This is a genomic window from Brachybacterium sp. SW0106-09, assembly GCF_001293905.1.
Taxonomy (GTDB): domain Bacteria; phylum Actinomycetota; class Actinomycetes; order Actinomycetales; family Dermabacteraceae; genus Brachybacterium; species Brachybacterium conglomeratum.
Genome location: NZ_BCAK01000062.1, coordinates 1 through 14,773, shown reverse-complemented (window position 1 = coordinate 14,773; position 14,773 = coordinate 1). Strand labels below are relative to the sequence as shown.

12 protein-coding genes and 1 tRNA gene are annotated in these 14,773 nt (G+C 72.4%); 5 read left to right on the top strand and 8 right to left on the bottom strand.

What is annotated here, in order from left to right; all coding sequences use genetic code 11:
* Both Y09_RS16685 and Y09_RS16680 read left to right on the top strand, forming a co-directional pair.
* The coding region (locus tag Y09_RS16685) for a DUF418 domain-containing protein (protein WP_159419674.1) at positions 1-451 on the top strand (451 nt) is incomplete at its 5' end.
* A complete protein-coding gene (locus Y09_RS16680) occupies positions 448-999 on the top strand; it encodes a DUF4031 domain-containing protein (RefSeq protein WP_053918994.1) in 552 nt (183 codons plus the stop codon). The genes Y09_RS16685 and Y09_RS16680, both read left to right, overlap by 4 nt.
* Positions 1,000-1,164: 165 nt before the next feature.
* Here the strand turns inward: Y09_RS16680 and Y09_RS16675 are convergent, their stop codons facing one another.
* The 6 genes from Y09_RS16675 to Y09_RS16650 form a co-directional block, all read right to left on the bottom strand.
* Entirely contained in the window at positions 1,165-3,465 is a 2,301-nt protein-coding gene (locus tag Y09_RS16675) for a PhoX family phosphatase (protein ID WP_053918993.1), read from the bottom strand.
* A 210-nt stretch (positions 3,466-3,675) separates the two neighbouring features.
* A complete protein-coding gene (locus tag Y09_RS16670; RefSeq protein ID WP_053918992.1) occupies positions 3,676-5,262 on the bottom strand; it encodes a HAMP domain-containing sensor histidine kinase in 1,587 nt (528 codons plus the stop codon).
* 31 nt (positions 5,263-5,293) lie between these two features.
* On the bottom strand, positions 5,294-6,016 hold the full coding sequence (locus Y09_RS16665) for a response regulator transcription factor (protein WP_053918991.1): 723 nt from the start codon (positions 6,014-6,016) through the stop codon (positions 5,294-5,296).
* 54 nt (positions 6,017-6,070) lie between these two features.
* Positions 6,071-6,526: a lipopolysaccharide assembly LapA domain-containing protein gene (locus Y09_RS16660; protein ID WP_053918990.1), complete on the bottom strand. Its 456-nt coding sequence runs from the start codon at positions 6,524-6,526 to the stop codon at positions 6,071-6,073.
* Between the two features lie 138 nt (positions 6,527-6,664).
* Positions 6,665-8,320, bottom strand: a complete 1,656-nt coding sequence (locus Y09_RS16655) for a DNA repair helicase XPB (RefSeq protein ID WP_053918989.1) — start codon at positions 8,318-8,320, stop codon at positions 6,665-6,667.
* A 152-nt stretch (positions 8,321-8,472) separates the two neighbouring features.
* The gene (locus Y09_RS16650; protein WP_053918988.1) at positions 8,473-9,252 is read right to left on the bottom strand and encodes a hypothetical protein; all 780 of its coding nucleotides are present in this window, start codon (positions 9,250-9,252) and stop codon (positions 8,473-8,475) included.
* 236 nt (positions 9,253-9,488) lie between these two features.
* Between Y09_RS16650 and gndA the strand changes: the two genes are divergently transcribed.
* Positions 9,489-10,949 (top strand): NADP-dependent phosphogluconate dehydrogenase, encoded by a 1,461-nt coding sequence (gndA, locus tag Y09_RS16645; protein WP_053918987.1) that lies wholly within the window; start codon positions 9,489-9,491, stop codon positions 10,947-10,949.
* Between the two features lie 249 nt (positions 10,950-11,198).
* On the opposite strand, the gene Y09_RS16640 is transcribed toward gndA, so the two are convergent.
* A complete protein-coding gene (locus tag Y09_RS16640; protein ID WP_053918986.1) occupies positions 11,199-11,474 on the bottom strand; it encodes a hypothetical protein in 276 nt (91 codons plus the stop codon).
* Between the two features lie 177 nt (positions 11,475-11,651).
* Positions 11,652-13,811, bottom strand: coding sequence for a helicase-associated domain-containing protein (locus Y09_RS16635; protein WP_053918985.1), 2,160 nt, complete (start codon positions 13,809-13,811; stop codon positions 11,652-11,654).
* A 64-nt stretch (positions 13,812-13,875) separates the two neighbouring features.
* On the opposite strand from Y09_RS16635, the gene Y09_RS16630 reads away from it, so the two are divergent.
* Together Y09_RS16630 and Y09_RS16625 are read left to right on the top strand one after the other, a co-directional pair.
* A tRNA-Leu gene (locus Y09_RS16630) sits at positions 13,876-13,949 on the top strand.
* A gap of 49 nt (positions 13,950-13,998) precedes the next feature.
* On the top strand, positions 13,999-14,730 hold the full coding sequence (locus tag Y09_RS16625; RefSeq protein WP_053918984.1) for a YggS family pyridoxal phosphate-dependent enzyme: 732 nt from the start codon (positions 13,999-14,001) through the stop codon (positions 14,728-14,730).
* Positions 14,731-14,773 lie beyond the last annotated feature (43 nt).

Here is a 14,773-nt window from a genome sequence, read left to right as displayed (position 1 = left end):
CCCCGCGGCGCGCGCACCGGGCGCCGACGGCGGCCTCGCGTCCGCGACGGCCACGGCCACATCCACGGCCACACCCACGGCCACACCCACGGCCACTGCCGCGGCCTCGCCCCCGGCCGGGGCCCGCGACCCCCTCGGCGCGGCGGTGCGCGCCGTCGAGGCGCTCGGTGCGGTCTCGCTCAGTGCGTATCTCGCCCAGTCGGTCCTGTGCCTGCTCCTGTTCCCGCCGTACACCCTCGACCTCGGCGCGCAGCTCGGCAGCGCGGGCGCCGCGGCGCTCGTGCTCGCCGGCTGGCTCCTCATGCTCCCGCCCGCCGTGCTGCTGCGCCGGAGCGGACGACGCGGCCCGATGGAGCACGTGCTGCGTGCTCTGGCAGGATCGAGCACACCCCGCACACCCCGCACACCCCGCACCGCCGACGCCCACCGAGCCCGCGGAGGAACCCGATGACCGTCTTCGCCGACACCCCGCGCTGGCCCCGTCACGGCACCGTGTGGGGCCATCTCGTCTCGGACCGCTCCCTCGAGGAGCTGCACGAGGCCGCCGCCCGTGCCGGACTGCCCCCGCGCGCCTTCGACCTCGACCACTACGACTGGCCCGCCTCCGCCCGCGAGGACCTCGAGGCCGCCGGGGTGAGCTTCGTCGGCGACCGCGAGCTGACCCGGATCCTGCTGCGCTCGGGGCTGCGGGTGAAGCTCTCCGAGCGCCCCGCCGGCCGGGCCCGACGCAGCGCCGCCCACGCCGCCGAGCTGGGCCTCGACCCCGTGCCGCGCGACCTGATCGTCGGACTCGTCGGCCATGTGGACCCCCTGCCCGCGGAGCCCGGCTCCTTCCGCCTCACCCGCGACCTGCCGCACGGGGACGTACGGGTCGAGGCGCACGATGCGCAGGGCCGACGCCGCGCCGAGGCGCTGCTGGCACGGCTCGACGCGCTCGCCCGTGAGGCCGGGGAGCCCGGCTTCGTCGGCCAGGCGATGGACGGCCCGCCGACGGACTGAGCGGCGACGGGTCCGACCACGGGACGAACCGGCCGGGCCCGCCGACAGGATGAACCGGACGGGCCCGCCGACACCGCTCCCCGCCCGCGATGTGCCCCGGACGACGGGACGGGCCCCTCACCGCGGTGAGGAGCCCGTCCGCATCAGGCGGCGTGCAGGACGAGGTCAGCCTTCGGCGCCGTGGCCCTTGCCGTTGTTCCAGTCCCGGCTGCGCCGGCCGTCCTCGGCGAAGCGGCCCTTGCGACGGTTCTCCTCGTCGCGACGGCCCTTGCCGCGGCCGTTGTCGCGACCCTTGCCCTTGCCGTTGTCGCTGCCCTTGCCGCGGTCGGCCTGGCCACGGCCCTTGCCGTTGCCCTTGCCGTTCCCGTTGCCGGCACCGCCGCCCGAGCCCGCCTCCTCGTCGTCCGCGTCGCCGAGGACGTCGAGGTAGACCTGGACCACGGCGGGACGCGGCACGGCGACCAGGTCGCCCTTCAGCCCGCCGCCGGGAGCGAAGTCCGGGAAGTAGGAGGTGTGGGCGCCCCACTCGCCGCCCTCGCCCGGGTGCTGGACCGCGACGAAGACCGAGTCGTCGAGGTCGTGGATGACCGGGCCGCTGGTCTCGGCGTCGGCGGGGACGGCCAGGAACTGCTCGACCCTGCCGCGGTCCTCGCCCTCGAGGGTGACCTTGTGGAGAGCGTCGGAGTAGCCGATCTTGCCCGGCTGGCCGTCGGTGGAGATCCACAGCGTGCCCTTCGAGTCGAAGGCCAGGTTGTCCGGGCAGGAGATCGGGGAGACCTGGTCCTTCGGGAACCCCGAGAAGTAGGCGGTCTCAGAGGTGGAGGGATCGCCGGCCAGCAGCAGGATCGACCAGTTGAAGCGGGTCGAGGTGTGGTCGTCGCGCTGCTCGGTGATCTCGATGACGTGGCCGTCGCGGTTGCCGCCGTCGGGCACGGCGACGGGGTTGGCCTCGTCGACGTAGTCGGGGGAGCGCTTGGAGTTGTTGGACAGCGCCACGTAGATCTTGCCGCTGGTGGGGCTGGGCTCGACGTCCTCGGGGCGGTCCATCTTGGTCGCGCCGACGGTGTCGGCCGCGAGACGGGTGTTGACCAGGACCTCCTCGACGGTGAAGCCGGGGACCAGGGAGCGGTTGTTGCGCACCAGCGGGACCCAGGTGCCCGCGCCGTCGAAGGCGCCGTCGGAGGGCACGTCGCCGGAGCCGTCGATCTCGCCGGCGGGGGAGTTGCCCTCGAAGCGCGCGACGTAGAGCGTGCCCTCGCTGAGCAGCTTCATGTTGTTCGCCTTGTCGCCCTCGCGGTACACGCGACGGGAGACGAACTTGTAGATGTAGTCGTCCGTCTGGTCGTCGCCGGAGTAGACGACGGCGTGGCCGGTGCGGGCGATGTGCACGGTGCCGGCCTCGTGCTTGAAGCGGCCCAGCGCCGTGTGCTTGACCGGGGTCGAGGTCGGGTCGTCGGGGTCGATCTCGACGATCCAGCCGAAGCGGTTGGCCTCGTTCTCGTAGCCCTCGTTGTTGAGGTTGAAACGGGGGTGGACGAGGTCCCAGCGGCGCGAGGTGGGGCCGGGGGAGATGCCCACGCGCTCCTGCTCCTCGACGCCCGCGGTGCCCACGAAGTACTGGTCGAAGTTCTCCTCGCCCGAGAGGACGGTGCCCCACGGGGTGGTGCCGCCTCCGCAGTTGTTCAGGGTGCCGAGCACGGTCATGCCCTCGGGGTCCTCGACGGTCTTCAGCAGGTCCGAGCCCGCGGCGGGGCCGTCCACGGTGAAGGGGGTGAAGCCGGTGATGCGCCGGTTGCGGCGGCCGCCGACGACGTAGGACCAGGGCTCGCCCGCGCCGGTGCGCTCGAGGTCCACGATCGACAGGCCGTGGGCGGCGATCGCGGTGCCCACGACGTCCTCGGGGTTCGAGGCGATGTACTCCGGGGAGAACATGATGTTCTCGTTGGTGTACTCGTGGTTGTTGACGAGATAGCCGGTGGTGCCCTCCTCGTCGTCGACGATGACGTTGAGGTAGTCGGAGTTGTAGCCGAACTGCTTCTCCTGCGACTCGCGGGTCTGGTTCTCGAGGTCGAACTCGGGGGAGTCCTCGAACAGCGGGTCGCCCCAGCGGATGATCGGGGTCCAGTCGTAGCCGCGGGGCACCGTCATGTCGTCGACGACGCGGGGCACCGGGTCGATGGCCTGGAAGGTGAGGGTCCCGTCGCCCTGGGGGTGGGCGCCGTGGTCGGCCCGCGCCGCCGGGGCGCCGGCCACGTTCGCGCCGACGACCACCGCGGCGGCCAGACCGCCGCCCGCGCCGAGCGCGACGCGGCGCGAGATCGCGGCGTCGGCGATGTCGCGGAAGTGCGAGTTGTCCGAGGTGTTGGGGACCGGGTGCGAGCAGGCGCTGCCGCACTTGAGCTCGCAGGTGATGGCGAGGCGGTTGCCACGGGTGTGGCCGAGCATGGGGAGATGACGCTTGAGCATGGGGGCTCCTCAGGTCGTGAGCGGGTGTCCGCGAGGGGGTGGAGCTCGCGACCCCCAAACCATGGACGGCGAGGTGGAGCACGACATGGGGTCCCGGTGAAGCCGCGATGAACAGTCGATGAGCGACGAATGTCCGATTTGCGACATGGTGGTGTTGCGTAAATGTGCACGTCAGAGCGTCGTCGCAGGGAGCGGCGGGGAATGCGCGGATCAGTCCTGCGCGGGCGGGACGGACGGGCTCGCGGGGGAGGAGGAGCTCGTCAGCGCCCGCAGCTGGTCCGGCTCCACCTGCTGCTCGGGGTCGAGGTCCGTGCCCTGCAGCTCGATCCAGAAGGTCGCACCGCCCCCGGGCGTCGGCTGCACGCCGATCGCGCCGCGATGCTGCTGGACGATGGTCGCCGCGATCGACAGGCCCAGGCCCGCGCCGCCGCCCTGGCTCGCCGAGCGGACCCGGGAGGAGTCGGTGCGGTAGAACCGCTCGAACACCTTCTCCCGCTGGTCGTCGTCGATGCCCTCGCCGTGGTCGCGCACCTCGATCCGGACCCGGCCGTCCTCGAGGCGGCCCACCGCGAACTCGACCGGCGATCCCTTGGGGGTGTGGCGGTTCGCGTTGCCCACCAGGTTCAGGATCACCTGGCGCAGCGAGGCCTCGTCGCCCAGCACCCCGAACGGGACGTGCGGCTGCACCGACAGCGGCGTCCCCTGCAGGGAGACGACCATGACCTGCCGGTCCGGGTCCAGGGCGCGCAGGTCCTGGGCGGCGTCGAAGAGGGCGTCGGTGAGGTCCAGCGGCTCGAGGTCGAGGTCGGGGCGCTCGTCGAGCCGCGCCAGGCGCAGCAGGTTCTCCACGAGGGAGCCCATCCGCCTCGCCTCGTCCTCGATCCGACGCATCGCGGAGGCGGTGTCCTCGTCGGTGCGCAGGGCCCCCATCCGGTACAGCTCCCCGAAGCCGCGGATCGCTGCCAGCGGCGTGCGCAGCTCATGGGAGGCGTCGCCCACGAAGCGGCGCATCCTCGCCTCCGAGGCGGTGGCCTTCTCCTCCGAGGCGGACTGCGCGGCGAAGGCCTGCTCGATCCGCACCAGCATCTCGTTCAGCGACAGCGCGAGGTCGTGCACCTCGAGGCTCGTGTCCGTCACGGGCACGCGCTGGGAGAGGTGGCCCCCGGCGATCTGGGAGGCTGTGGCCTCCACGTCCCGCAGCGGCTCGAGCGCCCGATGGGTGACGTAGCCTCCTGCGCCCATCCCGACCAGCACCACGAGGGTGCCCACCAGCACGATGATCAGCGCCATCTCGTGCATGGTGCGGTCCACCGAGGTCAGCGGCAGGGCCACGTACACGCTGCCCTTGTCCGGCCCGGAGTTCACCATCGCGATGACCCGCCAGCGGTTCTCGGCGGAGTCCAGCACCGTGAAGGGGCGCCCGCCGCGCTGCAGGATCTGCTCGTCGGTGAGGTCCGGGAACTGCACCGAGACCTTCCCGGGCCCGTAGTGGAAGACCTCCTGCTCGATCGGCCGTCCCTGCTCGTCGCGGATCTCGACCGCGTACTCCACGGGGATGTACGTGCTCGAGGTGACGGCGTCGTCGTCCCCGGCGAGCTCGTGCTGCGCCAGGGAGAGCATCTCGCTGATCGAGGACTGCAGGTTGTTGTCGACCGACTGGATCAGGGTGCGGTTCAGCAGGAACAGCGACAGGCTCCCGGTCACGACCACGCCGAGCACCAGCAGCAGCGAGATCAGCGCGACGATCCGGGTCCACAGCGACATCGGGCGCTCGGTGCGCAGGCTCGGCAGGGCCACGGGGTGGTGCTCCTCGGGTCGGGCGTCGGGGTCAGGCGCCCTCGGCGGCGCGCAGCACGTAGCCGATGCCGCGCTTGGTGTGGATCATCGGGTCGCCCACCACGTCGATCTTGCGGCGCAGGTAGGAGATGTAGGACTCGACGATGCCCACCTCGCCGGACCAGTCGTAGTCCCAGACGTGGTCGAGGATCTGGGTCTTGGAGACCACGCGGCCCGCGTTCAGCATGAGATAGCGCAGGAGCTTGAACTCGGTGGGGGACAGCTCGATGTTCACGTCCCCGCGGTGGACCTCGTGGGAGTCCTCGTCCAGGCGCAGGTCGCCGACGACGAGGGCGCTGTCCACGGCCGTCTCCGAGCCGCCGTGGGTGCGGCGCAGCACGGCCCGGATCCGGGCGACGACCTCCTCGAGGCTGAAGGGCTTGGTGACGTAGTCGTCGCCGCCGACGGTGAGGCCGGCGACCTTGTCCTGCGTCTCGTCCTTCGCGGTGAGGAAGAGGATCGGGTACTGCTCGCCGCGGTCGCGCAGGCGGCGCGTGACGGTGAAGCCGTCCATGTCCGGGAGCATCACGTCCAGGACCACGAGGTCCGGCTGGTGCTCGGTCGCCTCCCGGATCGCCTCGTTGCCGGTGGAGGCGGTGAACACCTCGAAGCCTGCGAAGCGCAGGGAGGTGGCCAGGAGGTCGCGGATGTTGGGCTCGTCGTCGACGACCAGGAGGCGTGCCTCGTAGTCGTTCTCCTCGCTCGCAGCAGTCATGGCTCTACCGTCCTCCCTCTGCTTGGGAGATGGCTGGACGTCTCCTGGGCGGCCTCAGCGCAGGGTGCGCTGGACCTTCTCCTGCTGCTTGCGCAGCTTGCGGATCGTCCAGCCCATCTGGATCATGCGCACCGAGCCGACCAGCGCCATGACCAGCGCACCTGCGATCGCGGCGAGCAGCATCGCGACGCCGAGGGGGAGGTCGAACTCCGCCCCGAAGTACTGGAAGCGGGCCGAGACATTGTTCTGGATCACGAAGATCAGCAGCAGCACCAGCACGATCGCGCCGAGGATCAGCGCGATCCAGGTCGTCGCGGTCTTGCCGCCGGAGGAGGGGACCTCGTCCTTCTGCGGGGCGGGGTCCTGGGCGGCGGGGCGCTCGGCGGCGCGTCGGTCGGTCGGTGCGGTGTCCGCGGGACGGGTCGCCTCGGGGGTGGGCGTCGGGTCGTCCGCGGGGCGCGCGGCGCCGTCGGGGCCGGGGGTGCGGGTGGGATCGTCGGGTGCGGTCATGTCGATCTCCTGGGGACGGCCGACGGGGCGGCGGGGAAGCGCCGGCAGGGCCGGCGGGGATGTCGTGCGTGCCCACTGTAACGACGTCGCGTCCCCTCCCCGTGGAGCCGGGCCGACGGATATGCGGCCCGGGACGGATCAACCCGCGTCGAGCGCCCCGTCCAGCTGCTCGGCGTCCACGATCGAGTAGGCGTAGCCCTGCTCGGCGAGGAACCGCTGACGGTGCGCGGCGAAGTCCTGGTCCTGGGTGTCGCGCATGACGACGGTGTAGAAGTGCGCGGAGCGCCCGTCGGCCTTGGGGCGCAGCAGGCGGCCGAGGCGCTGGGCCTCTTCCTGGCGGGAGCCGAAGGCGCCGCTGACCTGGACCGCGACCGAGGCCTCGGGCAGGTCGACCGAGAAGTTCGCGACCTTCGAGACGACCAGGCGGTCGATCCGGCCCTCGCGGAAGTCGGCGAACAGCTGCTGGCGGCGCTTGACGGGGGTCTGCCCTGTCAGCAGCTCCGCGCCGAGGTGCTCGGCGATCTCCTCGAGCTGGTCGAGGTACTGGCCGATCACCAGCAGCGGCTCCTCGGGATGGGCGCGGGCGATCCGCTCGACCACCGGCACCTTCGCGCCGTGCGCGGCGCCGAGGCGGGGCCGGTCGGAGGCCTCCGCCATCGCGTAGGCCATGCGATCCGAGGCCGGCAGGGTCACCCGCACCTCGGTGCAGACGGCCGGGGCGATGTAGCCCTGCGCCTCGATGTCCTTCCACGGCGCGTCGTAGCGCTTCGGCCCGATCAGCGAGAAGACCTCGCCCTCGCGGCCGTCCTCGCGCACGAGCGTCGCGGTCAGACCCAGACGGCGCCGGGCCTGCAGGTCCGCGGTCATCCGGAACACGGGCGCGGGCAGCAGGTGCACCTCGTCATAGAGGATCAGACCCCAGTCGCGGGCGCTCATCAGCTCCAGGTGCGGGTGGACGCCCTTCCGCTTCATGGTGAGGACCTGGTACGTGGCGATCGTGACCGGGCGGATCTCCTTCGTCGTGCCGGAGTACTCGCCGATCTCGTCCTCGGTGAGGGTGGTGCGGGCCAGCAGCTCGTCCCGCCACTGGCGGGCGGAGACGGTGTTGGTCACCAGGATCAGCGTGGTGCGCTGCATCGCGGCCATCGCCCCGGCGCCGACGAGGGTCTTGCCCGCGCCGCAGGGGAGGACCACCACGCCCGAGCCGCCGTGGCGGAAGCCGTCCACCGCCTCGGTCTGGTACGGGCGCAGGTGCCAGCCGTCCTCCGCCAGCGCGATCGGGTGCGCCTCCCCGTCGACGTAGCCGGCGAGGTCCTCGGCGGGCCAGCCGAGCTTCAGCAGCGCCTGCTTGAGCGCGCCCCGCTCGGAGGGATGGACCCTGACCGTGGTGTCGTCGACGCGCTCGCCGAGCATGCCCTGGACCCGCTTGGCGCGGGTGACCTCCTCGAGCACCGCGCGGTCCAGACCGTGCAGCACGAGCCCGTGCTGTGGGTCGGAGAGCAGCTGCAGGCGCCCGTAGCGGTCCATGGTGTCCGCCACGTCGATCAGCAGCGAGTGGGGGACCGGGTAGCGGGAGTGGTCCACGAGCGCCGCGACGACGGTCTCCGCGTCGTAGCCGGCGGCGCGCGCGTTCCACAGCCCGAGGTCGGTGATGCGGTAGGTGTGCACGTGCTCGGGCGCCCGCTCGAGCTCGGCGAAGGCCGCGATCGCGATCCGGGCGGCCTGCGCCGAGGGATGGTCGACCTCGAGCAGGAGGGACTTGTCGCTCTGGACGATGAGGGGGCCGTCGGTCATCGGATCAGGCTACGTCCCGTCCGGGCCGGGGAGGGGGCGACGTGAGGGGCGCCTCCCCGGGCCAGCCCGGCCCGGCCCGGCCCGGCACGTGCACGAGCCCGCGCTCCCAGGGCTGGGCGCGGGCTCGTATGCGGGGTGCGGCGGGGCCGGGATCAGGCGGGCAGGGACGGCGTGCGCCCGTTGACCCTCTCGTAGAGCCCGATCTGGAGCAGGACGGTGAAGGGGATGACCGCGATGAAGCCGACGACCAGCGTCCCGCCGATCGAGGAGGCCACCATCGTGATCAGGAAGCCGACGATCGTGACGCCGAGGTTCGACGTGGCCGTCGCTACGGACTCACGCAGCGCCTGGCCGGGGGACGCCCCGCGCAGCGCCGCGGGGATCGCGTAGAACAGCAGGACGGCGGCGATGATGCCGGGGAGGTAGAGGAGCACCGAGCCGATCATCACGATCACGAGCACGAGCACGGCGGTGGTGACCACCCGGCCGGAGCCGATCAGGCCCTGGCGGAAGCTCGGACGCTCGCCGCCGGCGAGGATCCCGCCGGCCTGCGCGGCACCGGCCTGCCACAGCGCTCCGACCACTCCGGCGACCAGCACCAGCACGAAGCACAGCGCGAAGATCACGATCATCTGGCCGAAGGAGGGGTCGCCGCCGGCCGACGAGGACGTCTCGACCATCGCGATCGAGAGGAAGAGAGTGAGGGCGAAGCCGACGCCGACCACCACGAGCATGGCCACGGCGTAGAGCGCGCCGACGCCCAGCAGCGCGGCCGCGCCGCGCAGCAGGCCCGTGCCCGCGAAGCGCAGACCCGCCCCGAGGTCGGCGCCGAGGTCGGTGCCCGGGGCCGGGCCGGGAGCGCGGGCCGAGCCCTGCGGTGCAGCGCCCGGAGCGCCGGGGGCGGACTGCGGATCGAACGGGGAATGAGTCATCGGGTGGCTCGCTCTCGAGGTGTGTTCGGGCGTGCGGGAGAGCGTCCTCCCGCTTTCCCCGGAGCGACGGTACCGTGTCCGCGGCCACCCTCGTGCGGCAAGCGCTGGCACACGGGAACGTCTCGGGCCGGAATTCTCTAGGATGGACCGCGATGGGTCGGGCCCGCGATGCCCGCCGACGCCCTCGGCGCCGCGGTTCGGCCCGGCTCGACAGTCACTCGATCTGAGGAGAACCCATGGCCAGCTTTGCTCCGTCCCCTGCCGATGTCGCGGACATCGGCGTCACCGGTATGGCGGTGATGGGCTCGAACCTCGCCCGCAACTTCGCCCGCAACGGCTTCAAGGTCGCCATCCACAACCGCTCCGTCGGCAAGACCGAGACGGTCATGGACAACTACGCCTCCGAGGGCGAGTTCTACCCGTCGGAGTCCATGGCCGACTTCGTCGCCTCCCTGCAGAAGCCGCGCGTGGCGATCATCATGGTCAAGGCCGGCAAGCCCACCGACGCCGTGATCGACGAGCTCGCCTCCCACATGGAGGAGGGCGACATCATCGTCGACGCGGGCAACGCCCTGTTCGGCGACACCCGCCGTCGTGAGGCCGCGCTGCGCGAGAAGGGCCTGCACTTCGTCGGCTCCGGCGTCTCCGGCGGTGAGGAGGGCGCCCTGAACGGCCCCTCGATCATGCCCGGCGGCACCAAGGAGTCCTACGACCGCCTCGGCCCGATGTTCGAGAAGATTTCCGCGCACGTGGACGGCGTCCCCTGCTGCACCCACGTCGGCGCCGACGGCGCGGGCCACTTCGTGAAGATGGTCCACAACGGCATCGAGTACGCGGACATGCAGGTCATCTCCGAGGCCTACGACATGATGTCCAAGGCACTGGGCATGGGCGCCTCCGAGATCGGCGACGTCTTCGCCGAGTGGAACGAGGGCGATCTGGAGTCCTTCCTCATCGAGATCACCGCCGAGGTGCTCCACCACACCGACCAGACCTCGGGCAAGCCCTTCGTCGACGTCATCCTCGACCGCGCCGCCCAGAAGGGCACCGGCGCCTGGACCGTACAGACCGCGCTGGACCTAGGCGTCCCGGTCACCGGCATCGCCGAGGCGACCTTCGCCCGCTCCACCTCCGGCTCGACCCCGCAGCGCGAGGCCGCCCGCGGCGTGCTGAAGGCCGAGGCGCAGACCCTCGAGATCGCCGACAGGGCGCAGTTCATCGACGACCTCCAGAAGGCGCTGTACGCGGCGAAGCTCGTCTCCTACTCGCAGGGCTTCGACGAGATCGCGGCCGGCGCGAAGGAGTACGGCTGGGACATCGACCTCGGCGCGATGGCGCGGATCTGGCGCGGCGGCTGCATCATCCGCGCCCGCTTCCTCAACCGCATCACCGAGGCCTACGAGCGCGACGCGAACCTGCCGCTGCTCCTGGCCGATGCGTACTTCACCGAGGAGATCGCCAAGTGCATCCCGGCCTGGCGCCGCATCGTCGCCTTCGCGGCGGCCTCCGGCTACCCGGTCCCGGTCTTCTCCTCGACCCTGTCCTACTACGACGCGGTGCGCGCCGAGCGCCTCCCGGCCGCCCTGGTCCAGGCCCAGCGCGACTACTTCGGCGCCCACACCTACCAGCGCGTGGACACCGAGGGCACCTTCCACGTCGAGTGGACCCAGGACCGCCGCGAGACCAAGCAGGACTGATCGACGTACTGCGAGGTACGAGCGGTAGGAGATCAGTCGGACTGATGCAGGACTGATCGACGTACTGCGAGGTACGAGCGGTAGGAGATCAGTCGGACTGATGCAGGACTGATCGACGTACTGCGAGGTACGAGCGGTAGGAGATCAGTCGGACTGATGCAGGACTGATCGACTGGCGGCGACATCGCCGCTGATCCACGAAGGCCCCGGACCGAACGGTCCGGGGCCTTCGTGCTGGAGCCGGTCGGCTCAGTAGGTCTCGAACGAGGCCGTGAAGGCGCCCGTGAGCAGGAGCAGCAGGTTGACGCCGATGACCAGCACAGCCCAGATGATGTAGGCGATCCAGCCCCACTTGTAGTACTTGTTCGCGGTCGCGAGATCGGTGTCGGCCTTGGTCAGGCCGAGGATCGCGAGCACGATGGTGATGATGTTGAAGAAGCAGAGCACCGAGACGACGAGCTGCACGATCCACTTCGTCTTGGAGACCGGAGCGCCGGTGCTTGCGGCGTAGGGCTGGTTGGTCATGGGAAACCCCTCTTTCCTGATGATCATGCCCCGAGACGGATGCGCCCGGGCCCCAGGGAGGCGCTGAGGTCGCCCCGTGCCTGGCGAGCCGAATAGTACCCCGATGCAGGAGGTGCTCCGCCATGGGGAGTGCTCCCCATGGACCGATCCGTGACCTGCATCGGCGCAGGGCCGCGTTCAGCCGAGCGTCACCCGGTGCACGAGCACCGTGAACTCCTCCTGGCTGCCGGACTCGCGGGCCCGCAGCCGGCCGCCCTCCAGGGAGAGCGGGAGGGCCTGCTTGACGACCACGCCGCCCTGCCCGTCGACGATGCCGAGCGGAATCTCGGCGGACCGGGCGATCGCGTCCAGCAGCCGGTCGGTGACGCTGAGGTCGGTGCCGCCCTCCTCGGCGTCGCGGATGCGTGCGACCGCCTCCGCGGCGGGGATCCGCAGCTCCGGGCCCTCGACGGTCACGAGATCAGGATCGACCGGCCCTGGGCGCAGCGAGTGCGACAGCTCCTCGGACACCGGCTTCCCGTCGGGGCCGACGGCCTGCGGCGACAGTCCTGCCTGACGGGCGATCTGCAGGGCGAAGCCCGGATCCGAGAGGGTCACGGCGACGGTCGGTGCGAGACGGTGCAGCCCCAGCGGCACCGCCTCGGACGCGGCCTGCAGCAGGTCCAGCACCTCTGGCTCGGCGGTGAGGACGGTCGAGGCGCGGGAGACCTGCACCCGCCCGTGCCGTCGCTGCTCGTCGCGCAGGAGGTAGGTCAGGGCCTGCGGGACGGGGGAGCGGGAGACGTCCTCGAGCAGGGCGAGCAACGCCTCGGCGTCGCGGCCGTCGCCGAGGGCCCGCCGCACCGTGGCGGCGCTGAAGCGGAGCGTGAGCGCGCCGCCGCGGGAGATCACCTCGGTCCAGTCCAGCAGCGGCAGCAGGCGCTGGGCGGGGCGGCCCGGGATCACGGCGGTGAGATCCGCGTCCAGCAGCACCTCCTCGACGGGGGCGGGGGCGACCTCCTCCAGCGCCGCGGCGAGGCGGGCGTCGGCGGTGGTGATGTCCTCGTCGAGGGCCGGGACCAGGGCCTGGCCGAGCACGGTGAGGCTGCCGCCGTCGAGCACGCCGAGTGCCCGGCCCTCGACGAGCAGCGCCGAGGTCTCCTCCCGCAGCACCTCGGAGGGCACCAGCGGGAACGCCCAGGCGAGCGCCGCGACGAGCGAGTCCTCGGTCGCGTCCACGCCCGGGCTCGTGCGCAGCAGGCGCAGCAGGCTGCCGCGCCGGGTGCGCACGCCGTCGCGTCGGGTGAGGTCCGACAGCAGCGAGCGGCCCGTCCCCGAGGAGTCGGGGGTGCCGACCACGGCGGCGAGGTGGTGCCCGCGCGCCCAGGCCAGCACGAGCTCGGCCCAGCGCTGGGACGCGGGCAGCATCCGGTGCACGTCCCAGTCGCGGGTGGGATGCCACTCCTGGCCGTCGTGCCCGATGAGCCCGGCCTGCCAGGCGCTCTGCAGCACGGTCGCGTGATCCAGCAGCGGGGCGCCGGCGCGCTCGGCGAGACGGCGCAGGTCCCGCTGGGGGAGCCCGCCGCGCTTGAGCACCCCGGGCGGGTCCTCGTCGAAGCCGCGCACGGTGCCCAGCAGGCGCAGCGCCTCGAAGGCCCGCTCGACGGCCTGCGCGGTGCGGGAGCCGGGGACCCGCTCGGTGATCTCCGGGCCCTCGGGCACGGGACGCTGCGCCGTGTGGCTGCGACGCACCCTCCCGTCGCGCAGGGCGAGGTGCACGGAGCGGGGGATGTGCAGGCTCTCCCCGTCGGGCTCGACGATCCCGGCCTGGCGCAGCGCGGCGGCGAGCTTCCCGCTGCCGGTGACGGCGCTGGGCCCCCAGGCGAGGGCGTCGAGCGCCGGGCCGAGCCGGTCGCGGGCCGCCTCGACGCGGCGCGCGGCCTCCTCGGCGTCGGGATCGGCGGCGGTCGCGGCGGCCAGCCCGGCCGGGGCGCGCAGGCCGTCGCGCAGCGGCCGCAGCAGGTGCAGCTCGTCCTCGCCCCACACGATCGCGAGGGTGATCAGCCGCTCGAGGGACGGGGCGATCGTCGCCGGGTCGGAGGAGACCGCGGCGGCGAGCGCGGCGGGGGAGGAGCCGTCCTCGAGCACGGCGAGCGCCTCGACGAGATGCAGCTCGGGCAGGGTCAGCGAGTCCAGCGCGCGGCGCGCGGAGGTGCTGCCCCCGGCGCGCGCGGCCAGCGGGCCGATCCCCCGGGGCAGAGGCGAGGCGAGATCCGGTCGGGCGACGAGCAGCGCCTCGAGGCGGTCGTCGCCGAACCGTCGCAGGGAGTCCGCGAGGGACCGGATCACAGCGGTCATGATGCATTCCAGCATAGGGTGACGCCGCCGCCGGTCGCACCACCGCGAGCGCCGGCGCGTGCACGCCCCCATAGCCCAATCGGCAGAGGCGGCCGCCTTAAAAGCGGCACAGTGCGGGTTCGAGTCCCGCTGGGGGCACCGGATGCCCGCGTGCCGGGCACGCCCGGGATCGGCCACAATGGAGGCCATGACCGCCTCCTCCGCCGACCCCCAGCTCATCGCCCGCCTCGACGAGGTGCTCGGGCGGATCGATGCCGCCGTAGCCCGTGCCGGGCGCGACGGCGCGGAGATCACGCTGCTGCTGGCCACCAAGACCCGCACCCCCGCCCAGATCGCGGAGATGATCGAGCTGCTGCGCGAGCGCGGCCGACGGATCGCGGTGGGGGAGAACCGGGCCCAGGAGATCGCCAAGCACGAGGACCCGCTGCTCGCGGGCAACGGCGTGCCCCGGCACTTCATCGGCCGGCTCCAGACGAACAAGGCCCGCGACGTGATCGCCTTCGCCGAGCTCGTGCACAGCGTGGACCGGGACGACATCGCCGACGCCCTCGAGCGCCGGGCCGAGCTCGCGGACGTCCGCCGCGACGTGCTGGTGCAGGTCAACACCTCGGGCGAGGAGTCCAAGGGCGGCTTCGCCCCGACCCTCGAGGCGCTCGCGCCGATCGTGGAGCGCCTGCGCGGCAGTGAGCGCCTGCGCCCCGTCGGCCTCATGACCATCGGGGCGAACACGAGCGACGAGGCAGCGGTGCGCGCCTCGCTGCGCTCCCTGCGCGAGCTGCGGGACGCGCTGCGCGAGCAGCTCGGGATCCCCGAGCTCACCGAGCTGTCGATGGGGATGAGCGGCGACCTCGAGATCGCCGTCGAGGAGGGCGCGACCATCGTGCGCGTCGGCTCGGCGCTCTTCGGCCCCCGGGACTGACCCGGCTCCGGCGAGCGACTCCCCGAGGATCGACCCGACTCCT